At 56.5% G+C, this 23,409-nt stretch carries 22 protein-coding genes; 12 read left to right on the forward strand and 10 right to left on the reverse strand.

Going from position 1 to position 23,409, the window contains the following annotated elements; translation table 11 throughout:
• The first annotated feature begins 42 nt into the window (after window positions 1–42).
• The 10 genes from Q0835_RS11415 (at window position 43) to Q0835_RS11460 (ending at window position 10,722) form a co-directional block, all read left to right on the forward strand.
• On the forward strand, window positions 43–2,337 hold the full coding sequence (locus tag Q0835_RS11415) for a bifunctional salicylyl-CoA 5-hydroxylase/oxidoreductase (protein WP_298961213.1): 2,295 nt from the start codon (window positions 43–45) through the stop codon (window positions 2,335–2,337).
• Window positions 2,334–3,077 (forward strand): SDR family NAD(P)-dependent oxidoreductase, encoded by a 744-nt coding sequence (locus Q0835_RS11420; RefSeq protein ID WP_298961215.1) that lies wholly within the window; start codon window positions 2,334–2,336, stop codon window positions 3,075–3,077. The genes Q0835_RS11415 and Q0835_RS11420 overlap by 4 nt, the downstream gene beginning before the upstream one ends.
• Window positions 3,074–3,547, forward strand: coding sequence for a MarR family transcriptional regulator (locus tag Q0835_RS11425; RefSeq protein ID WP_298822638.1), 474 nt, complete (start codon window positions 3,074–3,076; stop codon window positions 3,545–3,547). Before Q0835_RS11420 ends, Q0835_RS11425 begins: the two co-directional genes overlap by 4 nt.
• 2 nt (window positions 3,548–3,549) lie before the next feature.
• Window positions 3,550–4,350: an enoyl-CoA hydratase family protein gene (locus Q0835_RS11430; protein WP_298961597.1), complete on the forward strand. Its 801-nt coding sequence runs from the start codon at window positions 3,550–3,552 to the stop codon at window positions 4,348–4,350.
• Window positions 4,350–5,504, forward strand: a complete 1,155-nt coding sequence (locus Q0835_RS11435) for an acyl-CoA dehydrogenase family protein (RefSeq protein WP_298961218.1) — start codon at window positions 4,350–4,352, stop codon at window positions 5,502–5,504. The genes Q0835_RS11430 and Q0835_RS11435 overlap by 1 nt, the downstream gene beginning before the upstream one ends.
• A 2-nt stretch (window positions 5,505–5,506) precedes the next feature.
• On the forward strand, window positions 5,507–7,126 hold the full coding sequence (locus Q0835_RS11440; RefSeq protein ID WP_298961221.1) for an AMP-binding protein: 1,620 nt from the start codon (window positions 5,507–5,509) through the stop codon (window positions 7,124–7,126).
• Window positions 7,123–7,962 carry a tryptophan 2,3-dioxygenase gene (gene kynA / locus Q0835_RS11445; RefSeq protein ID WP_298961224.1) on the forward strand — a complete coding sequence of 280 codons (840 nt, stop codon included), beginning with the start codon at window positions 7,123–7,125 and terminating at the stop codon, window positions 7,960–7,962. Before Q0835_RS11440 ends, kynA begins: the two co-directional genes overlap by 4 nt.
• On the forward strand, window positions 7,959–9,146 hold the full coding sequence (gene kynU / locus Q0835_RS11450; protein ID WP_298961227.1) for a kynureninase: 1,188 nt from the start codon (window positions 7,959–7,961) through the stop codon (window positions 9,144–9,146). The genes kynA and kynU overlap by 4 nt, the downstream gene beginning before the upstream one ends.
• A 145-nt stretch (window positions 9,147–9,291) precedes the next feature.
• A complete protein-coding gene (locus Q0835_RS11455; RefSeq protein ID WP_298822644.1) occupies window positions 9,292–9,690 on the forward strand; it encodes a RidA family protein in 399 nt (132 codons plus the stop codon).
• A gap of 276 nt (window positions 9,691–9,966) precedes the next feature.
• Window positions 9,967–10,722: a DUF3750 domain-containing protein gene (locus Q0835_RS11460; protein WP_298961230.1), complete on the forward strand. Its 756-nt coding sequence runs from the start codon at window positions 9,967–9,969 to the stop codon at window positions 10,720–10,722.
• Between the two features lie 143 nt (window positions 10,723–10,865).
• Here the strand turns inward: Q0835_RS11460 and Q0835_RS11465 are convergent, their stop codons facing one another.
• Genes Q0835_RS11465 through Q0835_RS11505 form a run of 9 tightly spaced genes read right to left on the reverse strand, consistent with a single transcriptional unit; the run spans window position 10,866 to window position 19,897 of the window.
• On the reverse strand, window positions 10,866–11,624 hold the full coding sequence (locus tag Q0835_RS11465; RefSeq protein ID WP_298961233.1) for a TIM barrel protein: 759 nt from the start codon (window positions 11,622–11,624) through the stop codon (window positions 10,866–10,868).
• A complete protein-coding gene (locus tag Q0835_RS11470) occupies window positions 11,621–12,268 on the reverse strand; it encodes an aldolase (protein WP_298961236.1) in 648 nt (215 codons plus the stop codon). Before Q0835_RS11470 ends, Q0835_RS11465 begins: the two co-directional genes overlap by 4 nt.
• Complete coding sequence (gene otnK / locus Q0835_RS11475; RefSeq protein WP_298961239.1) at window positions 12,265–13,497, reverse strand: 3-oxo-tetronate kinase; 1,233 nt, start codon at window positions 13,495–13,497, stop codon at window positions 12,265–12,267. The genes Q0835_RS11470 and otnK overlap by 4 nt, the downstream gene beginning before the upstream one ends.
• On the reverse strand, window positions 13,497–14,387 hold the full coding sequence (ltnD, locus tag Q0835_RS11480) for an L-threonate dehydrogenase (protein WP_298961600.1): 891 nt from the start codon (window positions 14,385–14,387) through the stop codon (window positions 13,497–13,499). The genes otnK and ltnD overlap by 1 nt, the downstream gene beginning before the upstream one ends.
• Window positions 14,388–14,395: 8 nt before the next feature.
• Complete coding sequence (locus Q0835_RS11485; protein WP_298961242.1) at window positions 14,396–15,349, reverse strand: SMP-30/gluconolactonase/LRE family protein; 954 nt, start codon at window positions 15,347–15,349, stop codon at window positions 14,396–14,398.
• Window positions 15,346–16,290, reverse strand: a complete 945-nt coding sequence (locus Q0835_RS11490) for an ABC transporter permease (RefSeq protein WP_298961244.1) — start codon at window positions 16,288–16,290, stop codon at window positions 15,346–15,348. Before Q0835_RS11490 ends, Q0835_RS11485 begins: the two co-directional genes overlap by 4 nt.
• Entirely contained in the window at window positions 16,287–17,252 is a 966-nt protein-coding gene (locus Q0835_RS11495; protein WP_298822651.1) for an ABC transporter permease, read from the reverse strand. The genes Q0835_RS11490 and Q0835_RS11495 overlap by 4 nt, the downstream gene beginning before the upstream one ends.
• Window positions 17,245–18,762, reverse strand: coding sequence for a sugar ABC transporter ATP-binding protein (locus Q0835_RS11500; RefSeq protein ID WP_298961247.1), 1,518 nt, complete (start codon window positions 18,760–18,762; stop codon window positions 17,245–17,247). Before Q0835_RS11500 ends, Q0835_RS11495 begins: the two co-directional genes overlap by 8 nt.
• Before the next feature lie 55 nt (window positions 18,763–18,817).
• Entirely contained in the window at window positions 18,818–19,897 is a 1,080-nt protein-coding gene (locus Q0835_RS11505) for a sugar ABC transporter substrate-binding protein (protein ID WP_298822653.1), read from the reverse strand.
• 143 nt (window positions 19,898–20,040) lie between these two features.
• On the opposite strand from Q0835_RS11505, the gene Q0835_RS11510 reads away from it, so the two are divergent.
• The gene (locus Q0835_RS11510; protein WP_298961250.1) at window positions 20,041–21,066 is read left to right on the forward strand and encodes a LacI family DNA-binding transcriptional regulator; all 1,026 of its coding nucleotides are present in this window, start codon (window positions 20,041–20,043) and stop codon (window positions 21,064–21,066) included.
• Window positions 21,067–21,209: 143 nt separating this feature from the next.
• Here the strand turns inward: Q0835_RS11510 and Q0835_RS11515 are convergent, their stop codons facing one another.
• A complete protein-coding gene (locus Q0835_RS11515; protein WP_298961252.1) occupies window positions 21,210–21,929 on the reverse strand; it encodes a WYL domain-containing protein in 720 nt (239 codons plus the stop codon).
• A gap of 177 nt (window positions 21,930–22,106) precedes the next feature.
• Between Q0835_RS11515 and Q0835_RS11520 the strand changes: the two genes are divergently transcribed.
• Window positions 22,107–23,036, forward strand: coding sequence for an alpha/beta hydrolase (locus tag Q0835_RS11520; protein ID WP_298961254.1), 930 nt, complete (start codon window positions 22,107–22,109; stop codon window positions 23,034–23,036).
• The last annotated feature ends 373 nt before the right edge of the window (window positions 23,037–23,409 follow it).

Here is a 23,409-nt window from a genome sequence, read left to right on the forward strand (position 1 = left end):
ATCCGTGGCGCGGGAGCGCTCGAAATTCGGGAGGTGCAATCAATGCGGGTGGCGTGTTTGGGCGGTGGGCCTGCCGGGCTCTATTTTGCGATCTCGATGAAGCTTCGGGACCCTTCGCACGAGATCGTTGTCGTTGAGCGCAACCGGGCGAGCGACACGTTTGGCTGGGGTGTCGTGCTGTCGGACGATGCGCTGGAAAACCTGGCAACGAACGACCCGAAAAGCGCTGAAGCCATACGCGATCACTTTGCCTATTGGGACGATATCGCCGTAGTACATGACGGCGTGCGCACAGTCTCCAGCGGTCACGGTTTTGCCGGGATCGGCCGTATGCAGATGCTGCTTCTGCTTCAGGAGCGTGCGCGTGAGCTGGGCGTCAAACTGCTCTTTGAGACGCCGTTTGACGATATTGAAAGCTATCGCCGCGACTATGATCTGGTCGTTGGCTGTGACGGCATCAATTCAAGCGTGCGTAGCGCCTATGCGGAGCATTTCAAGCCGGAAATCGATACCAGAAAGTGTAAGTTCGTCTGGCTTGGCACGCACCAAAAATTCGACGACGCCTTCACCTTTATCTTTGAGAAGACCGAGCACGGCTGGATCTGGGCGCATGCCTACCAGTTCGATGATGAGACAGCGACATTCATTGTCGAGTGCACCGAAGAGACCTACGCCAATTTCGGCTTTGACGGGATGTCGAAAGAAGAGATCGTCGAAACCTGCCGCAAGACCTTTGAGGCGCATCTTGGCGGGCATAAGCTGATGTCGAATGCCGACCATCTGCGCGGGTCGGCGGTCTGGATCAACTTCCCGAGGGTGCTTTGCGAAAAGTGGCACCACGGCAATGTGGTTCTGTTGGGCGATGCGTCGGCAACGGCGCATTTTTCCATCGGGTCCGGGTCACGGCTTGCCTTCGACAGCGCCATTGCGCTGGCCGACCTCATTCACAGCGAACCGGCCCTTGAGAAAGCCTTCGGACGCTATCAGGAAGAGCGGCGGCTGGAAGTGCTGCGGCTTCAGTCCGCAGCACGCAATTCGCTGGAATGGTTTGAGGATGTCGAGCGCTATCTCGATCTTGACCCGGTGCAGTTCAACTATTCGCTTTTGACGCGCTCGCAGCGTATCTCGCACGAGAACTTGCGCCTGCGTGATCCGGACTGGCTGCGTTCGGCTGAGCAGTGGTTTCAGCATGCATCCGGTGTTCCGGACAATGCGTCGGTGCGCGCACCGATGTTTGCGCCATTCCGTCTGCGCCAGATGGAGCTGAAAAACCGGATCGTCGTTTCGCCGATGGCGCAGTATAAGGCCGTCGACGGCTGCCCGACAGACTGGCACCTGATCCACTACGGCGAACGCGCGAAAGGTGGAGCCGGGCTTGTCTATACCGAAATGACCTGTGTTTCAGAAACGGGCCGGATTACGCCGGGCTGTCCAGGTCTTTATGCGCCGGAACATGAGACTGCCTGGAAGCGTCTGGTGGATTTCGTGCATGGCGAGACCGAGGCCAGGATCTGTTGCCAGATCGGTCATTCAGGCCGCAAGGGTTCCACCAATATCGGCTGGGAAGGCATGGACAAGCCCTTGGCGTCCGGCAACTGGGACCTTGTGTCGGCATCGGCGCTAGCCTGGTCTGAAGAAAATGCTGTACCGCGCGAAGCGACCGAAGCCGATCTGGCGGCGATCAAGTCGGAGTTTGTTGCCGCAGCCGAGATGGCAGAGCGGGCCGGGTTCGACATGATTGAGCTACATGCTGCCCATGGCTATCTGCTGTCTTCATTCATTTCGCCGCTCTCCAATACCCGGAGGGATGACTATGGCGGCAGCCTGGAAAACCGGCTGCGCTACCCGCTTGAAGTCTTCCACGCAATGCGCCGTGTCTGGCCTGAACACAAGCCGATGTCCGTGCGCATTTCCGCAAATGACTGGGCCGGTGATGACGGGGTAACGCCGGAAGAAGCCGTCGAGATTGCGCGCGCATTTCAGCAAGCAGGGGCGGATCTGATCGACGTCTCCGCCGGTCAGACCAGCACGGAGGCAAAGCCGATTTACGGACGCATGTTCCAGACGCCGTTTTCCGACCGGATCCGCAATGAGGCAGGCATCACCACGATGGCGGTCGGCAACATTTATGAGGCCGATCACGCAAACTCGATCCTGATGGCCGGACGCGCCGATCTGATCGCCATCGGCAGACCGCATCTGGCCGACCCTTATTGGACCTTGCATGAAGGCGCGAAGATCGGTGACCGGCAGGCCGTCTGGCAGCCACCTTATCTTGCCGGGCGCGATCAGGCCTGGCGGCTTGCGGACCGTGAAGCAGAGGCAATCCGGGTATGACGCTGGCAGGCAAACATGTGGTCGTGACCGGCGGCGGCTCCGGTGTCGGTGCCGAAACGGCGCAGGCATTCAATCGGCAAGGCGCGCGCGTTACGATATTGGGGCGACGTGAGGAGCCGTTGAAGGCGCAGGGTCTTTCTTACCAGCTGTGCGATGTCACCGACGCGGAGGCTGTTGCGAAGGCACTGGACGCTGCCCGGCAGCAAAACGGACCGATTTCCGTTGCCGTTGCCAATGCAGGTGCCGTTGAAAGCGTGCCTTTCGCAAAACTGTCTCAAGATCAGATGCAGTCAATGCTGGCGGTGAATCTGATTGGCGTTGCCAATCTTTGGCAGGCCGCGCTGGGCGATATGAAAGCGTCCGGTTGGGGGCGCATGATTGCCGTTGCCTCCACCGCCGGGTTGAAGGGGTATCCTTATGTGGCGGTCTATAGTGCGGCCAAGCACGGTGTCATCGGCTTGACCCGCTCGCTGGCGATCGAGCTTGGCCAGACGGGTGTGACCGTCAACGCGATCTGCCCAAGCTTCGTGGAAACGCCGCTCCTTGAACGGTCGATTGAAATCATCGTTCGAAAGACGGGTCTGAGCGCGGAAGAGGCGCGTGCAACTCTTATTGCGGGCAATCCGCAAAAACGGTTCATCGAAACTGATGAAGTCGCTGGAACTGCGCTGTGGTTGTGTTCTGATGCTGCGCGGTCGGTGAACGGACAGGCAATTGCCTTGTCGGGAGGAGAAGTATGAACGAACCGGCTCTCACTGGAGCAGAGCAATCTGTCTCGAAGGCACGCTTGCGGCTCTGGCTGAAACTGCTCAAGGCCTCCAGCCTGATTGAGGACGAAATCAGGCGGCGCTTGCGCAATGAGTTCAACTGGACGCTGCCGCGCTTTGATGTGATGTCCGCGCTGGCGCGCTCACCCGACGGGCTGAAGATGAGCGAAATCTCGCAAATGCTGCGGGTCTCCAATGGCAACATCACCGGCATCGTGGACAAGCTGTCAGAGGAAGGCCTGGCCTTGCGGGTTGCAGTGCCCGGCGACCGGCGCGCCAACCTTGTTCGGCTGACGCCGAAAGGACAGAACGTCTTTGCCGAGCATGCAGAAGTGCATGAGGCCTGGATCGACGAAATTCTGAGTGGGCTCGACTCTGAGGACGTGGACGGCATGATCGGCCGCCTCGACCGGTTAAGCGAAGCGCTTGAGGAGGGCAAGTGACCATGCGGAGCGACGTTCAGCACTTTAATTGCTCGGTTGCGGACGGGATTGCAGAAGTTTCGCTCAATCGTCCGGACCGCAAGAACCCGCTGACATTCGACAGCTATGCGGAGCTGCGCGACTGGTTTCGCGAGCTTCACTATGACGATGATGTCAAGGCAGTCGTTTTCGGGCCGAACGGCGGCAACTTTTCCTCAGGTGGTGACGTTCACGACATCATTGGCCCGCTGACCAAAATGAACATGAAAGAGTTGCTGGCCTTTACCCGCATGACAGGGGATCTGGTCAAGGCGATGGTCAATTGCGGCAAGCCCGTCATCGCCGCAATCGACGGGGTCTGTGCCGGGGCTGGTGCAATCATTTCCATGGCGTCGGACCTCAGGATTGCGACACCTGAGGCAAAGACGGCCTTCCTGTTCAACCGTGTCGGGCTTGCGGGCTGCGATATGGGCGCCTGCGCAATCCTACCCCGGATCATCGGGCAGGGGCGTGCCGCGGAACTGCTTTATCTCGGGCGATCGATGAGTGCTGAGGAAGGGCATGCCTGGGGCTTCTTCAACCGCATTGTCGAGCGGGACGACCTGCTTGCGACAGCACGAGACTTGGCGAGGCGCATCGCCGACGGTCCTGGCTTTGCCAACATGATGACCAAGACAATGCTGGCCCAGGAATGGTCCATGTCAATTGAACAGGCCATCGAAGCCGAAGCGCAGGCGCAAGCCATCTGCATGCAGGGACAGGACTTTCACCGGGCTTACCATGCCTTTGTCGCCAAAGAAAAACCGGTATTTGAGGGTGACTGATGGCGGACAAGAGCTTTTTGAACTGGCCGTTTTTTGAAGATCGTCATCGCGCGCTTTCCGCGAAGCTTGAGGGATGGGCCGGCGCGCATCTTTCGGACGTTGATCATGGCGACACCGATGCTACCTGCCGTCGGCTCGTCAAGGATCTCGGACATGCCGGTTTTTTGAACCTTAGCTCCTCGGATGAGGGCAAGCTTGACGTCAGAAGCCTGTGTCTGATCCGTGAGACATTGGCCCGTCATGACGGGTTGGCGGACTTTGCCTTTGCCATGCAGGGACTGGGTACCGGAGCGATTTCACTGTTCGGTACACCTGACCAGAAAGCGGCATGGCTTTCAAAAACCCGGGCGGGTGAGGCTATCTCCGCTTTTGCTCTCACCGAACCGCAATCGGGCTCGGATGTTGCGAATTCCACCATGACGGCAACCCGGGACGGAGAGCATTTTATCCTCGAGGGTGAAAAAACCTGGATTTCCAATGGCGGAATTGCCGATGTCTACACGCTTTTTGCCCGCACAGGTGAAGCTCCTGGTGCAAGGGGGCTTTCCGCTTTTATCGTTCCTACCGGACTGCCCGGCTTCGAGATTATGGAGCGGCTGGATGTTCTGGCCCCGCACCCGCTTGCCCGGCTTCGTTTTTCGAACTGCCGCATTCCCGCATCAGCGCTGATCGGCGAGCCCGGTCAGGGTTTCAAGATTGCGATGTCGGTCCTGGATGTTTTCCGGTCGACGGTTGCGGCGGCCGCGCTGGGCTTTGCGCGCAGGGCGCTGGATGAAGCTCTCAAGCGTGTTTCCAGCCGTCATGTTCAAGGGGCGCCGCTAGCAGAGTTGCAGATGGTGCAGGGGCATATCGCAGATATGGCGCTTGATATCGATGCCGCAGCGCTTTTGACCTACCGTGCTGCCTGGACGAAGGATGCAGGCGCACCGCGCGTGACCCGCGAAGCTGCGATGGCCAAGCTTTTTGCAACCGATCAGGCGCAACAGGTCATCGATAAGGCCGTGCAGCTTCACGGCGGAGACGGGGTTCGCTCAGGCGAAACCGTTGAAAGGCTCTACCGCGAAATCCGGGCTCTGCGCATATATGAAGGCGCGTCGGACGTCCAGCGGGTGGTCATCGCCAGACAGACCCTCGCCGAACAACAGGGAATGTGATCATGCTCCAACATTCTGCTCATATCGACACGTTTTCGCGGGACAATTTGCCCGAGACGAACACCTGGCCGGACTTTCTGCTGGATGGATTTGACTATCCCGAACGTCTCAACGCGGCGGTGGAACTGACCGACAGGATGGTCGAAAAGGGCTTTGGCGATCACACGGCGCTGATCGGCAACGGACGGCGGCGCACCTATAAAGAGCTATCCGACTGGACCAATCGTCTGGCGCACGCGCTCGTGGAGGATTTGAAACTCAAGCCCGGCAACCGGGTTCTGATCCGTTCGGCCAACAATCCGGCAATGGTGGCGTGCTGGCTGGCGGCGACCAAAGCCGGTGCGGTCGTCGTCAACACGATGCCGATGCTGCGGGCTGGTGAGCTGACGAAGTATGTCAACAAGGCCGAGATCACTCATGCGCTTTGCGATACAAGGCTGATGGATGAGATGACAGCCTGCGCGAAAGGCAGTGTTCATCTGAAGACGGTGGTCGGTTTTGACGGAACATCCAATCACGATGCCGAACTCGACCGGCTGGCGCTGGAAAAGCCGGTGCAGTTCGAAGCTGTCGCAACCAGCCGGGACGATGTGGCGCTCATTGGGTTCACGTCCGGGTCAACTGGCGAGCCCAAGGGCACCATGCATTTCCATCGGGACTTGCTCATCATCGCGGACGCCTATGCAAGGGAAGTGCTGGATGTCGGCCCGCAGGATGTTTTTGTCGGCTCGCCGCCGCTTGCATTCACGTTCGGTCTCGGTGGGCTGGCGATCTTCCCCTTGCGGTTCGGTGCGGCAGCAACACTTCTGGAAGCGGCGACGCCGCCGAATATGGTCGACATCATCGAAAAATACCGCGCGACCGTCTGTTTTACCGCGCCGACCGCCTATCGGGCCATGCTGCGCGCCATGGATGAGGGGGCGGATCTGACTTCGCTGCGTGCTGCCGTTTCGGCCGGCGAAACCTTGCCTGCTCCGGTCTATGAGGAATGGAAGGCAAAGACAGGAAAGCCGATGCTGGATGGCATAGGCTCGACCGAGCTATTGCATATCTTCATCACCAACCGGTTTGAAGATCACCGGCCGGCCTGCACCGGCAGGCCCGTTGCGGGCTATGAAGCCAAGGTGGTCGGTCCCGACGGTAACGAAGTTCCTACCGGTGACGTCGGACGGCTTGCCGTGCGCGGGCCAACAGGTTGCCGATACCTCAAAGGGGAACGGCAAACGGAATATGTCCAGAATGGCTGGAACATTACCGGCGACGCCTTTACCCGCGACGCAGACGGTTATTTTCATTTCGCCGCGCGCAATGACGACATCATTTTGAGCAGCGGCTACAACATTGCCGGACCTGAGGTCGAGGCGGCCTTGCTGTCGCACGAAGCCGTTGCCGAGTGTGCCGTGATCGGTGTCCCTGACGCAGACCGCGGCGCAATTGTGGAGGCCCATGTTGTCCTTGGAGCTGATCACGAAGCGTCCGATCTCATGATCAAAGCGCTGCAGGATCACGTCAAGGCAACGATTGCCCCGTTCAAATATCCGCGCAGTATTGTTTTTGCCGATGCGCTGCCGAAAACCGAAAGCGGCAAGATCCAGCGGTTCCGCCTCAGGACAGCGTCATGAGCAGCAAAGCCTATGATCCGGAAAAAGACGGCGCCAGGACGGGATTTTCAGATGCCATGTCCTATGGCGATTATCTGCATATTGATACGATCCTGTCGCAGCAGCATTGCCTCAGCAACGCGCATGACGAGATGCTGTTCATCGTTCAGCATCAGACGTCCGAACTCTGGATGAAGTTGATCATTCATGAACTGGCAGCTGCCCGTGAGGCTTTAAGAACAGGCGACACGGCCAAGATGTTCAAGATGCTGGCCCGGGTCAGCCGGATATTCGAACAGCTCAACAATCAGTGGGATGTGCTGCGCACGATGACGCCGGCTGACTACACGCTGTTTCGTGAAACTCTTGGTCCGTCATCGGGCTTTCAGTCCTACCAGTACCGGATGATCGAATATGTGCTCGGCAACCGGAATCCAAATATGCTGAAGCCCCATGCGCATTTGCCGGAAATCCACAAGGAGCTGTCGGCCGAACTCGCCCGGCCAAGCTTTTACGATGAAGTCGTCCGCCTGCTCTTCCGGACACTGGACGGTCATGAGGACAATGTTCCGGCGCCGCAGCTGGAAGAACCGCATGAGGCGCATCCTGAAATTCAAGCACGCTGGAAGCTGGTTTACGAGAATATTGATAGCTATTGGACGCTCTATGAACTGGGCGAAAAACTGGTCGATATGGAAGATTATTTCCGCCGCTGGCGCTTCAACCATGTCACGACTGTTGAGCGGGTTATCGGCTTTAAACGCGGCACCGGCGGCACGTCCGGGGTTGCGTATTTAAGGCGGATGCTCGAAGTCGAACTCTTTCCCGAACTCTGGCATCTGAGAGGTGAACTATGAGCCTGCCGAAGAAAGAGCTCTTCGACATTCCGGCCAATGTCATTTACCTCGACGGCAACTCTCTTGGCCCCTTGCCGAAAGGGGCGTTGGAACGTGCTGGCGATGTGATTGAGAAAGAATGGGGCAAGGAGCTGATCCGGGCCTGGAACACGGCCGACTGGATCGCGCTCCCCAAACGTGTTGGTGACCGGATTGCCCGCTTGATCGGTGCGCCTGAGGGTTCTGTCGCGACGGGCGATACATTGTCGATCAAGGTCTACCAGGCGTTGGCTGCTGCCTTGAAAATGCGTTCTGAGCGCCGGGTAATCCTGTCGGATGCCGGAAACTTTCCAACCGATCTCTATATGGCTCAAGGTCTGATGAACACCGTCGACAAGGGCTATGAATTGTGCGCCCCGGCTCCGGAAGACGTGATGAGCCACATTTCCGAAGATGTCGCGGCAGTCATGCTCACGCATGTCGATTACCGTTCTGGCCGCCTTCATGACATGAAAGCGGTTACGGAAAAGGCCCACGCGGCAGGTGCCGTCATGATCTGGGATCTGGCACATAGTGCAGGCGCTGTGCCTCTGGATCTTGCCGGTTCCAAGGCCGAGTTTGCTGTTGGGTGTACCTATAAATATCTCAACGGGGGGCCGGGTGCTCCGGCGTTTATCTATGCTCGGCCGGACCTGGTCGAAAGCGTCGAGCCAGCCCTGGCGGGCTGGATGGGACATGATGCACCGTTTGCAATGGAACCGGACTACCGACCGGCCATGTCAACAGAGCGGTTGCGTGTAGGAACCCCTCCGGTTGTTCAGTTGTCGATCCTCGATGCGGCGCTCGACGCCTGGAACGGCGTCGATATGGGTGACATCCGCAGGGCTTCGCTGGATCTCTCGGAGTGCTTCATCGCCGAAGTGGAACGACGTTGTCCGGTGCTCAAGCTTGCATCCCCACGCGAGGGCGCATTGCGCGGCAGTCAGGTATCCTTCGCGTTTGAACATGGCTATGCGGCGATGCAGGCCCTGATCGACAGGGGAGTGATCGGTGACTTTCGTGCACCTGACATCATGCGGTTCGGTTTCACGCCACTTTATCTCGACGAGAAAGATGTTGTTGCAGCCGCGAAAATTCTTGAAGAGGTGATTGTCGGAGAACTCTGGCGGGACCCGATGTATCAGACGAAATCGCGTGTAACCTGATGACTGATACCAGGCGACAATTGCGGATAGATGAAAAGATTGGCTGCGCGTTGAACCGCGACAAGGGCGCATTTCGTGCTGGACGCATTGCCCGTGGGCATGCACCTGATGGCGAGCGCAAACGGAGCATCCTGGAGACCTGCATATGAAACCTGAAGTCATTCACCCGGAAGGTTGGGCGAAAGCACTCGGCTATGCGAACGGGATGCTGATGCCGGACGGGACGCTCCACATTGGCGGACAGATCGGTTGGGACAAGGACAAGCGCTTTGCACCTGGTGGATTTCTGCCCCAGATGGAGCAGGCGCTTACCAATATTGTGGACATCGTCACCTCGGCGGGCGGCGAGATTTCCGATATTGGACGCCTGACATGGTTCATCAAGGACAAGACCGAATATCTGGCTAAACAGCGCGAGGTCGGCGAGGTTTACCGTCGCGTTTTCGGCAAACACTTTCCGGCCATGTCAATGCTCGTGGTCAAAGACCTCATTGAAGACGAAGCCGTCATAGAGATTGAGGCGACGGCGTTTGTCAGGCGGTAACCGAAGTTGGATCCACCATTCGTTTTGATGAAGACAAAGCTCATTGGTCTGCCGAAGGCGCAATTTCTTAAACTGGCAATATCGGAAACCCATTAGGTTGGAGCGGCTGCATGATTTTCAGGTGCTCACCTGACGCAAGTTTTAGGCTTCGTGATTTTACAAAAACGAACCGCCAGGATTGAATGGGGTGCTTCGGTCGACCGGTACTATGGACAACTGTCTCGCGAGGACTAGATCTTCATCTCGGTCAGTCAGATAGGATTTGTTGGATACTCAATGCGTCGGATCTTCGTCTGGTTTACGGGCTTTCTGCTTTTCAATCTCGGCCTTGGCCTCTTTGTCGTATTTTCGGGCGTGCAAACGACTTCTGCTCATTGGAGCAGCGCCAGCAGGGCACCGCTTGGTGTTGCGCCCGACCCGCTGTTGGAACGGCAAGCCATCATTCAAGTTTATTCTGCCAGGGCTTTCAGCTGGCGCGGCTATTTCGGTGTCCACAGCTGGATATCCATCAAAGAACCGGAAGCAGCGCACTTCACGACCTATGAAGTGACGGGGTGGCGGGTGCGCTATGGCGGGAAAGCCGTATCCTCTTCAAGCCGGGCTCCGGACAGCCGCTGGTTCGGATCAGCACCACGCTTGCTTGCAGAACTTCACGGTGACGAGGCTGAGGCCGCGATCCCACGGCTTCTGAAGACCATCCGCAGCTACCAATATGATGACCGCTATACTGTTTGGCCTGGTCCCAACTCAAACACTTTCATTGCCCATTTGGGCCGAGTGGTTCCAGAGCTGCGACTTGACTTACCTCCGACGGCCGTTGGCAAGGATTTCTTGCAAGGCGGGTTTTGGGACAAGGCTCCAAGCGGCACAGGATATCAACTGTCCGTCTTGGGGCTTTTTGGGCTTTTGGTCGCCTGGGAGGAGGGGGTTGAGTTAAATCTCTTTGGCCTGACCTATGGAATAGACGTCAAGGATTTCTCCCTGAAGCTCCCCATGGTCGGGCGTGTCGAGTTTCCGTCCACGAGCACTTGATCGTTGAAAGCATCAAAGCGAGGGCTGGAGAGGCAGCTGGGTCTTTGTTGGAGCATCTGCCAAAACCTGACTTCTCCTGGCACAGTTGCTAATGATGGTATTGAAACAGAGTGTATAGGGGCTGCAGGTCCATTGTTCAGCAATTAACTGTTATAGCGTTTCATCCAATCGAGACCTTCTTCAGTATCGCCCGAAGGTTTGTATTCGGCGCCGATTGGTTTCTTCCAGCCAATGTCAGCAATCTTGGAAAAAACAGTCGGGTAGTGCAGTTCGCCGTGATCTGGCGCTCGGCGATCAGGAACCGAGGCAATCTGAATATGACCGACAATAGGCAAGAGGTCCTGCAACCGGAAAAGCACGTCGCCCTCGTTGCGTGCAACATGATAGCAGTCGAACATGAGTTTCAGGTTCGGGGCGGCGAGCTTGGTGATGATGTCCCTTGCCTGTGTGGTGTTCGTCAAGAAGTATCCCGGTGCGTCATGCCGGTTTAACGGTTCGATCAAGATGGTTCGGTTGGTGCGTGTCGCCGCGTAGTCAAGGTTTTTCAAAAAGGTGGCTTGCGCTTTTGGTCCGCTCGCTTTCCCGGCCATTACGTGGATTGCGGCGGTATCGGTGCGGTCCGCATAATCGATTGCTTCGTCAATTGCTGCCCGCGCCTCATCTTCTCTCTCAGGAAGCGCAGCAAAACCATTATCTCCATTCGAGACATCACCGCGCCTTGTATTCAAGCCGAGCATCTTGAGTCCCGTTTCCTCCAGTGCGGCCATTACATCGAGCACTGGTGTCTCATAAGGCCAATGGCATTCAACGGCATCGAAACCGTGTGACCTGGCAGCACGGATTGCCGCCGGCAGGGCGCGATCGGCCCACAAGAAGCCGAGATTTGCCGAAAAGCTAGTCAATCATCCCACTCCACATCGAATTTGGAAACGACCGCATGAACTTGTTCCTTGTTGAGGGGGATTGGCTGTTCTCCGCGCAGCAACAGGGTGAGTCTAGCGGTCGCTTCAAGCTCCTCTATTGCATTGCATGCAGCTTCTACGTCTTTTGCCGCAACGACAGGCCCGTGATTGGCCAACATGACAGCGCTGCGTTTGCCGGCCAGCCCCCGGACAGCCTCACCCATCGCCGGATCCCCCGGCACAAAAATCGGCAACAGCTTCACCTTGCCGAGTTGCATGATCGCGTATGGCGTCAGCGGTGGCAGAAAGTTTTCCGGATCAACATCGGGCAGCATGGAAAGGGCAACGGAGTGACAGGAATGCAGGTGCACTACGGCGCCTGCAGTCGAGCGCGTGTCGTAGAATGCCGTGTGCAGCGGCATTTCCTTTGTCGGACGGTCACCCTCGATCTGCTTTCCCTTATCATTGAATTTGCTCAGTCGAGCCGGATCGAGACGACCAAAACTTGTTCCGGTCGGGGAAACCAGGAGGCCACCATCTTCAGTTCGCGCCGAAATGTTGCCGGTAGACCCATGGGTGAGACCGCGCTCAAAGAGCGAACGGGCGAGAAGGCATATCTGTTCCCTTAAGGCCGCTTCACTCATCCCTGAAGCATCCGGTCCGCTTTCTCGAAAAAGTCGTCAGAACCGAAGTTGCCGGATTTCAGAGCGACCACAAGTTCAGGTCCCGCCCTTAGTGCAGGGACGCCAGGGTCGATTTCAGGGCCGATCTCCAGTGTTTCCAGCCCAAGACCCTCAACAATGGCACCTGAGGTCTCTCCGCCTGCCGTGATGATCCGAGTAACACCGCCTGCGCGCGCAAGACGGGCAACGTCGGAAAAGAAGGTTTCCAACGCCGCTGCTGAACGGTCTCGGCCGTAGGTGTCCTGGATGTCGGTCACACTGTCGGGATCTGCGGAACTGAAAGCCATTGGAATACCGTTGCTGCCAAGAAGCCACTCAGCCGTTTCCTCTGCCGTCAGGTGTCCATCAATAACCGCTGCTGCGTTGATCTCCTGCGCAGGATGTCGCGCGCTATGTGCCTGTACTTGGCGACGTGTGGCCAGGGAGCAGGAACCGGAAAGAACAATGGATTTTCCCGGTTGGGCGGTCCACGGCACTCTTGAGGGCGTGCAGCCGAAATTTGCAGGCAATCCCAGCGCGACCCCAGAACCACCCGTGACGAGCCGCAAGTCGTTTGAGGCTTTACCTATTTCGATGAGGTCTTCGTCCCGGATCGCATCGATCACGATCAATCGTTTGCCGGAATTGTGCTCGCTTTCCAGTCTTTGCCGGATGACGTCAACGCCGCTTTGAACGTGCTGTGCGGCTACATGCCCGACAGCAAAACGCGATTGCCGCGCCAGCCAGCGCCGGATGTCAGGATCTGTCATTGGTGTCAGGGGATGCGCCTGCATACCAGATTCGCTTAAGAGCGCATCGTTCACGAACAGATGACCTTGATAGACGGAGCGGCCAGTACCGGGAAACGCAGGGCAGACTACTACTTTTTGCGCGTCGAGCGCTTCTGCAAGTGCATCGGTCACAGGACCAATATTGCCTTCTGGCGTCGAATCGAAGGTTGAGCAGTATTTGAAGAAGAACTGTTCGCAGCCCTGCGATTTCAGCCAATCCAGAGCTTCAAGAGACTGCGCAACGGCATCGTCTGGATCTATCGACCTGCTTTTGAGTGCAACAACGCCTGCCTCAACACTCGCGGCAGCGTCGGTACGCGGCGTGCCGGAATACTGTGTTACCCGCATGCCCTGTTTTGCGAGCGTGTTGGCCAGATCGCTTGAGCCTGTGAAGTCGTCCCCTATACATCCCAGCCGCATCAGCCTTCTCCCGGCAACTGCAATCCGGCGCTCCGGGCATAGACTTTCGTAATAGCCGCGTCGTCTTCGTGACCCAGGCCCATCGCAACTGCTTTTTTGTATTGACCCAGGGCTGCTTCCGTAATCGGCGCTTCAAGACCGGAGCTTTTCGCTGCTTCCAGCACGATACCAAGATCCTTCGGCCAGATGACGGTCTGGCTGTGCGGTGTGTAGTCTCCTGCAACCACGTGGGGTGCCCGGTTTTCAAGCATCCAGCTTGTTCCAGCACATCTGCTGATGACGTTGATGAACTTCTGCGGATCGATGCCTTGTGTCATGCCGAATGTCATGGCTTCTGCCATTGCCGCTATGTGCACACCGGCCAGAAGCTGGTTGACTGCCTTCATCGCTGATCCGGAACCTGCCTCGTCCCCCAGTTTGAAGACCGTTTCAGCTGTGGCCTCCAGCACCGGCTGAGCGGCAGCAAACGCTTCGGGCGTGCCGGCTGCCATAATGGCGAGCTTGCCTTCACCTGCCTTGACCGATCCGCCGGACACGGGTGCGTCAAGATAATGGACACCGTGATGCTGGCAGCGCTTCTCCATGCTCCTTGCAAAATCAGGAGGCACGGTCGCGCAGGCGACAACCACAGCACCTGACCTCAATTTCGGTACAAGTCCTGCCTCCCCAAACAGAATGGTTTCGGTCTGATCGGCGTTCAGAACCACAACCACGACTGCGTCTAGCGCCGCGACAACAGTATCGACTTCGTCGGCTGCACCACCCTCTTTTCGGAAACTTTCCATGCGTTCGCCTACAATGTCAGACCCGAAGACCTGATAGCCCTTGCGAAGACATGATCGGGCCATACCAAAACCCATGGATCCAAGGCCAACGACGGCAACATTCATCGACCCGGTCATACGGACCTCCCAGTCTTTTCGCGAAGCACATGGGCGGCATCCCTGCGGTGGCTGTGAACCCGGTAAACCTTGTCGGAGGACGTGATGAACATTGTCATGCCGTCTTGTCCGCCGAAACAGATATTTGATGTCTGCGCGGGCAACAAGATCTTGCCGATGAGGGCGCCTTCCGGTGAAAGGCAGTGAATGCCGTCAAGGGCCGAAGTCCAGACAAATCCCTGATGATCAACGCGAAACCCGTCGGGAATGCCTGGCGCAACCACGGCAAAGACACGACCGTTGCTCAGCCTGGGTCCGTCGACGTCGAAGACCCTGATATGATGAGGCAGATTGTAGTCTATTCCGGGAAAACTTGCGCCACGGATGGCACCTGAATCGGCGATATAGAGTTTGGTCTCATCTGGTGAAAAGGCCAGGCCGTTCGGTTTGTCGAAATCCGTTGCGACCGCATGGATACTTCCGTCGGTCGACACGCAATATACGTGGCAGCCGTCGAGTTCGCTTTCGGCCGGGTATCCTTCAACATCCGAATTTATGCCGTAGGGTGGATCGGTGAACCAGACGGAACCGTCGGAACGAACAACGACATCATTTGGAGAGTTCAGGCTTTTGCCCTCAAAACTGTCGGCGATTGTCTCCGCAGAGTTCAAATCAAAAGGGTCTTGCCGCCGGACAACCCGCCGTCCGCCGTGTTCGCATGACACCATGTTTCCCGCCGGGTCCAGCGTGTTGCCATTTGCGAATTCACTGTTCGAAAGAGCAATCGACACGCCTTTGTCTTCGGTCCATCGCAACATGCGTTTGCCCGGAATATCATTGAAAAAGAGACCGTCAGAAAGCCAGACGGGACCTTCCGTCCAGGTGCAATCCGTTGCGATTACATCGGGTGCAGTCGATGTGTCGACAAAACTTTTGAAACGCGCGTCGACCGTGACATAGCCGGGCTTCATGATCGTGCACCTTTTCTCATTGCCTGGAACAAAAGCATAGCAAGGATGATCACCCCGAAGACGATGCTCCGCCAGGCGTCTCCGATCTGCATCACGGAAAGTATCGATGTCAGCAACGTTATGAACAATGCGCCGCCAATTGTGCCAAACAGCCCACCACGTCCGCCGAGAATAGACGTTCCGCCGATGACGACAGCGGCAATTGTCGGAAGAAGAAAGGGGTCCCCCATCGACTGATAGGCCTGGTTCGCGTAACCGGCGAGCAGGACACCCCCCAATGCCGAACACATGCCAGCGAGCGCGAATGCCGCAAAGACAACACTCGGCGTCGAGACACCTGACAGGAAGGTCGCCTTCTCGTTGTAGCCGATTGAACGCAGGTAGCGGCCGAACGGCGTTCTGGTCAAAAAGGCAACGATTGCAAGACTGACAGCCATCCATGTCAGGAAGCTGACGGGCAGGCCGAATACGTTGCCAGAGGCCATGGATACCATGAGCTGACTGGCTTCGCCCTTTGGATTGAAACCGCCGGTATTGAGCACTGCAAGTCCAAGCAGGATGGAATTGACAGCCAATGTCCAAACCATCGAGGGAATGCGCAATATGGCGACGCCTATGCCATTGACGACACCGATTAGCGCTCCGAAGGCGAGGGCGGCCGGTACCGCCAGCGCCGACAGGACGGGATTGCCTGACCCTACCAGGGCCGTGGACAGGATTGCCGCCCCGGTCAGCACCCATGGTACGGAAAGGTCGATGTGCCCGAGCAGGATAACGATCGTCGCACCAGTTGCGAGCAGGCCGAGAAACGCTGCGATCTGTAGCTGCTGGCTCAAGTAGTCGAAGGTCAGGATTTGCGGGAAGTACAGGCTTCCCGCCAGGATGAGGACCACGGTCCCGAAATAGGGCATCATGCTGTCAGGTGTGATTGTGCGGCTCATCGGCCAAAGACCTCCAACCTGTTGCGGGTACGAAGGACATCTGCGCCGCCAATCGCGATCGCAGCGGCCAAAATAAGCCCTTCAAACAGGGGTTGCGCCAGCGAAGGAATGCCGGAAAAGAACATCAGCGAAGCGATTGTTTTCAAAATGAAAGCGCCAGCCAATGCTCCAATTAGCGACCCGACCCCACCTCGCAGAAGCACTCCGCCCAACACGACGGCTGCGATGGAATTCAGGGTGAAGTTCGCGGCAATTCCCGCATCTCCGGTTGTCGTGACAAAGCTGTAGTAAAGCCCGGCGGCTCCGCCAAAAAGACCTGCAAGTGTGAAGGCAGCAATGCGTACAAGGCGCGTGTTGATCCCGGATTGAAACGCTGCTTGCTCTGACGACCCGAGCGCATAGAGCCCAAGTCCGAGCCCGGTTCTGCGAAAGGGTAACCAGAAGGCGAAGATCAGCAACCCGGAAATGATCAGCGCGGTCGGAATGCCTGCAATATCAAGTGTAATGGCATCCGCCAGATCATAGTTGACGGCACCGCCGGGGGTCGGTCTGAGCATGAGGGCACCACCGACAAAGATTGATGCTGTTGCCAGTGTGACCACAATTGGCTGTATGCGGCCGAAAACAATGATGAGACCATTCAGCAGGCCACATAGGGCACCGGCAGCGAGCACGGCGAGGACACCGAAACCTATTGCTCCTGCCGATCCATCGAGTAGGTGCGAGGCCAGGGTGTTAGTAAGCGCAATCACCGCACCAACCGACAGGTCGATCCCGCGTACGACGACCGCAAAAAATTGTGCGATCGCCGCCAACCCAAGGATCAGGCACTGGTTTGCCCAGATCGTCATTACATAAGTGGAGGCTCCGCGCGGATGCGTGCCCAGGTAGAGCGACAGAAGCACCAGCAGAACAACTGCCGCTATGACTTCACGCCGGTTGGCACGGATGTAATCAAGCATGAACCACCTTGCGTTTTTCGGTGACGTTCAGCGACGCCGCAATGATGTTTTGCGCTGTCATGTCGTCCCCTCTCATTGAGCTGACCAACCGGCCTGCATAGAAAATATGAGTCTCGTCGCAAAGCTGGATGAGTTCTTCGTAGTCCGTGCTGAGAAGAAGGATTGCAGTGCCTTGATCGGCGAGCCTGCGCAACATGCTGTAAATCTGTGTCTTGGTTTTCACGTCAATGCCGCGTGTCGGGTCTGCGAGCAGGAGGCACCTGGGTTTGAGTGCAAGCCATTTTGCCAGCACAACCTTCTGCTGATTGCCGCCGGAAAGCGATGAAACCGGCAATTCCAGGCCGCCATGTTTGAGTTCAAGACGCTCAAGCGTATCCTGGTAAAGGTCTGGATTTGAGGCGTCCAGGTCCTTCAATCCGATTGCAGCCAGCTGCAAATTTTCCAAAATACTCTGGTCCTGGATCAAACCCTCGGTTTTCCTGTCTTCGGGAATGAAGGCCAATGCGATGTCCGGCTGCTTCGCGGCCTTTGGGCTCGTGACGGAAACGGGTTTCCCAGCCACTGTGACCTTGCCCTCGGCAGTTCGCAGCAGACCGAAAAGGCCCATCAGGAATGCTCCTTGCCCCTGGCCATCAAGACCGCCCAGCCCGACGATTTCCCCTTCATGAACCGTCAGGCTGATATCCGTAACGCGTCCGTCCCATGAAAAATTCTCAACCTTCAGCACTTCCTTTGCATCTGCGCGTGCCGGAGGTTTGGGTGGAAACAGTTCGTCGATCCTCTGTCCGACCATCATGTTGATGATTTCGTTATAGGAATGATCTCCATTGTCGAAAGTCTCGACGCGCTCTCCGTTCCGAAAGACCGAGATTCTATCGGCCAGTGCCTCGATCTCGTGAAATCTATGGGAGATGAACAGGACGCTTGATCCCTGGTCTCGCTCGGCGCGGATCAAGTCGAAGACCTTCGTCACAACAGACGCATTTAGTGCTGAAGTCGCTTCATCCAGGATGAGCAATCTTGGTTTGCGCATGAGTGCCTTGGCAATTTCCACCTGTTGTCGAGATGGCAGCGTCAGATCGGACACTCTAGCCGACATTTTTATGTGACCGCCATCGATCCGGTCCAGAACGTCCCGCGCCTTGACCAGTGCGTCTGAACGGAGCCATCCAAGGCCGCTTCCAGGCGCACCCAGAAGCAGATTCTCCCGAACGGTCAGATCAGGAACCAGGGACAGTTCCTGGAACATGCATACAAGCCCGAGGTTCTGAGCAACGCGTGGGGTTGCTAGCCTGACATCCTGGCCATCCAGAATGATGCGCCCCCCGGTTGGCTGCAATACGCCAGAAATAAGCTTCATGAGTGTCGATTTGCCTGCGCCGTTTTCACCGAGTATCGCGTGTATCTCGGATGGCTTGCAGGCGAAGTCGACGTTGTTCAATGCTTTCGTTGCGCCAAAGTGCATCGAAATGTCCTGCATGCGCAGCAGGGGCTTGTCGGGGTCTGTCATCGGATTTTTCCAAGTTGTCCGGCGGCACATGATGGTGCCGCCGGACCATTATGAATTATGTGTTGCTTGGATTTTGTCCGGAGATTTCTTCAGGGCTGAAGGGCGTGAAGCACTCCGCATAGCCTGTGCCGGTATTGAAGCTTTTAGGCAGGTCCGGGAAATAGTTCACACCGGCCTCCAATTCGTCTGCTTTGACCTGAGGAATCGGCAGGTAGATTGTCTGCGGCAGTTCGTTGCCTTCCAGAAGAGCGACTGCCGCTTCAAGAGCGATTGCGGACATGGCAGGTGCCTGGCTCGCCGATACGCCGGGAATGTCAAGTTCGTCCATCAGCATGCGAACGCCGTTTTCACCATCAACACCCATGGGGACGATCGGATGACCGGCGGACTGCAACGCGTTGATCGTTCCGGCAGATCCATGTTGAGAGACGACTGCATCGAATTGCCCGTGGGTCGCGAGCGCATCAGCGGCCACTTTTTGGCTCGTGCCGGTGTCCCAATTGCCGACAACCTCGACGATTTCCAATCCGTCGACCTTTTCCAGAACACTCATCATGCCGAGGCGGCGATCCCGGTCAGTCGCGTTGCCAGGCAGACCATTCACCATCAGGATTTTCTCGGCTTTGCCGCCAAGAATGTCCATGACCGTCTGCGCTTTCAGTGCACCCAGTTCCTTCTGGCTTTCGTTGACCTGAACGACCTTGTCCGTGTCGAGTACGTTGTCGAAGGGAACGAGGATCGTTCCTGCGCGTTCGGCGCGCCGGATTACAGGTTCGAAGGCAGTCGGATTGACTGCGATGAAGGTAATCGCGTCGTAGCCGGCCGCAATGAAATTGTCGATGGCTGCAATCTGGGCCGCACTGTCGTTTCCGACCGACACGATGGAGAATGTGTCGATTTTGCCCGCATTCTCTGGCCGATCAGCCCAAGCCTTGGCGGACTGGATTGCCTGAATGCGCCAGTCATTGCCCGCAAAACCGTTTACGAAGGCCAGCTTGTAGGGGCCTTCCTTCGCATCATAGGAAATCGTGGATGTTTCCGGAGCGGGGACGAAACACTCGGGTCGATAAGTGTCCGCGAATGCGGTGCCAACACCGGCGAGCAAGAATGTCGCGCTCAAAAGTAGGTTCTTCATCATGTCCTCCCAAATGACCAACAGCTCGGATTGCGCATGTGCAATCCCAATGTGTTTACGTAAACACACATTGATATAGGTATTGTGTTTATGTAAACATTCGTCAAGAAAAAAATGAAAGTCGTTGAATAATAGAGACTTCTATGGCCACCAGGCGCAGCAGCAAATCCAAAAAAGACCAGCCGACGATGCACGATGTTGCGCGTGTGGCAGGTGTTAGTCAGATGACCGTCTCCAGGGTCATGCGCGGCGCAGGATACATCTCGAGAAACGTTCGCGAACAAGTCAACAACGCCGCGCGGGAAATCGGTTATGTCCACAATCGGCTGGCGGGGGGGATCGCGGCCTATGACAATCCGCTTGTTGGAGTTGTGGTGCCAACTCTGCAAAACCGGGTCTTTACGGAAGTCCTTTCGGGTATAAGCGACACCCTGAGCACAGCAGGATTGAGGCCGGTTTTCGGCGTGTCGGAATACACGCAGGCAGCCGAGGAAGAACTCGTCTTCGATCTTCTGTCATGGCGTCCGCGTGGGCTCATCCTGGCAGGTCTTGAACACAGTGATGCGGTTCGGCGCATTGTTGAGCAGACCGGTGTCCGGGTTGCCGAAATCATGGATATTGACGGCGAACCGATGTCTGCATGCTTTGGTGTTTCGCACACTGAAGCGGGACGGGATATGGCGTCTCATCTGCTTGATCGCGGATACAGATCGTTCGGATATGTCGCAAGCCAGGCCGGGCATGACCTTCGTGCAACGAAACGCTTCGAAGCATTTGCAACTTGTATTGGCGAAGGCGGTGGGCAACTGATTGCTCAGCGCACATCAACAGAAGCCTCTTCAATGGTGGTTGGAAGGCATTTGACGCAGGATATTCTGGCGCAGGCCGAACGCCCGGACGCAATTTATTACGCAAATGACGACCTTGCCGCCGGTGGTCTGATGCACTGTATGTCTGAAGGTATTGACGTGCCGGGTGAGGTCGCAATCGCAGGGTTCAATGGCCTTGGGTTCCTGTCCGCGTTGCCTCAGAAAATCACGACAACGCAAACGCCAAGATATGAGATAGGTGTCGCCGCAGCGACCTGGATATCCGCGCCGCCGGAGGCCACGGTGGAGAAGCTGACAGACAAGCTGGAAACCAGGATACATGTCGGCGATACCACCTGATTGACGGCAAATCGGTCTTGATCCGAGAGCTCATTGTTCGAGAAGGCATATACCGAAATGTCTCGTTAAACGGTCACCTGGAATTGCGCGCGCGTTAACAGCCTCAAGAATGACATGCCTTTGATCGGTTCGAAGCCCGGAAATCAGCGCCGGATTCGCTTTACGGGTCTCACGCCCTCTTGGAAAACGATGTTCCGTCTTCTGAAAGTTGCGCCTTGCACGCAGACCGGCTTGCTGATCCTGTCCATGCGAAAGTGCCGGAAATCATCTCGTGCCGGGTCCCAGGCGACCAGATACCAAAGTGGAGGCAGTATGAGCATTGCCTGCGGTTCGACGTATCGGCTGCTCGTTTCGCCCTTTGCGTCGCGATAGCTGAAACGAAGGTGTAAGCGTTGAAGAAATGCTGTTTCAAATGCAGGAAGCAGGACTGGATCCATCGTTCCCATATTGGACAGGTCAACCTGCGGTGCGAGTTCTCCGACATACAGGCAATCCAGGAAGTGCCTCAAATCTCGAACCTTGTCCGAGGGCAGAGCTTTCTCGATTTTTGCTAGTCCCGCATCCGCAAGCTTTGAGAAAGGCAGATATCCGGCTGCGCGCATCGAGGCAACGCTGATCAGCAGTGCAAAAACCTCGACGACCGAGAGGCGTGGTGCCGTCTGGACCGATTGCGGATCAAGCTGCAGCCCGCCGCCTCGGCCTGGCTCGGCATGAATGATGAACCCCTGGTCGCGTAGCGCGCCGATGTCGCGCAGAACTGTCCGTCTTGAAGCGCCGACCTCTGACGCGAGCGCAGAAATTGTCGATGTTCCGTTACGTCGAAGGCTGCGCACGATGGCGTCTTGTCTGAGGCGAATATTCATTTGGCAAGATCAGCATTTAAAGGTGCCAGAAAATGGCACTGTTTAACCTTAAGCATCAGGTGCAGGCCTCAGCAAGGACTTTTCGGACTTGTGACACCCGCCTCGACACACCCGATCCAGAACACAGCGTCGACGACGGCGGTGCCTGGTCGCATCTCATTCTTAAAAGGCAGCTAAATGTTTGATCCGACCGACTTTCCCAAACCAACAATGATTTCGCTCAACGGTGTTGAATTGGAAGTCTTTGAATGTGGGCAGGAAAACGTGGGAAGGCCGATTGTGCTGTGTCACGGTTGGCCGGAACATGCTTTTTCCTGGCGCTTTCAGATGCCTGCACTTGCCGCCGCGGGCTACCATGTCATCGTTCCCAATCAGCGCGGCTATGGCAATTCATCACGGCCAACGGACGTGAGCGCCTATGATATCGAACACCTTACGGGCGATCTCGTCGCACTTCTCGATCACTTCGCATATGAGAATGCAATTTTCATTGGTCATGACTGGGGTGCAAATGTCGTTTGGAACGCGGCCATGCTGCACCCCGATCGTGTGCAAAAGGTGATCGCGCTCAGTCTGCCGTATCAGCAGCGAGGAGACGTTCCGTGGATAGACTTCATTGAAGGCTTTCTGGGAAGCGATCACTATATGGTGCATTTCAACCGCCGGCCGGGTGTCGCAGATGCGATTCTGGACGAAAACCGATATCAATTCCTGCGGAATTTGTTTCGAAAGAACGAGCCGCCCGTGGTTCCGGAGCCCGGGATGATGATGATCAACCTTGCCAAGGCAATCGTCCCTTCCGGAGAGCCGCTTATGAGCGATCTCGAATTGTCCGTTTTCGACACCGCCTTTAAAGCCTCAGGGTTCACGAGCAGCATCAATTGGTATCGCAACCTTGATCGCAACTGGCATCTACTGGCTAAGGTCGATCCCATTATCCATCAGCCCGCTCTCATGATCTATGGAGATCGGGATGTTGTGCCGAAGTCACCCAATTTGAGCGACTTCGTGCCGAAGGTCGAAGTTGTCTGCCTGGATGCGGGGCATTGGCTACAGCAGGAAATGCCGGTTGAGACAACCAAGGTGATCGTGAACTGGCTCAGGTAAACGCCTGCAATATGAAACCTCAACGACGCTTTCAAACATAGCGGGTTCGTCGCATTTTTTCTGGGGCTCAACAGCTTGAGTTTTCCTTTTGAGTGCGGCGCCTAATCGACCGCCGTACGTCCACAACCCACAGTCTGCGTGCGACACATTTACATTATTGACAAATTTACAAAGAGACAATTTGACAAAAAGACTCCTAGAGTCTAAATGTGCAGCACGGGTAAGCCATGTGTGGTTGCAAATGCAATGTCCTGCACTCGCGGCTCGTTTGGAGAAATACTTTCTCCCAATAAGTATTTAACTGCTCGCATCTCTGGTTGGAAATCGGCCGGGGCTTTCTGTGTTTAAATTAAAATATGCCTTTAAAAACAAT

Origin of the sequence: uncultured Roseibium sp., assembly GCF_947499295.1 — a bacterium.
Lineage (GTDB): Bacteria > Pseudomonadota > Alphaproteobacteria > Rhizobiales > Stappiaceae > Roseibium.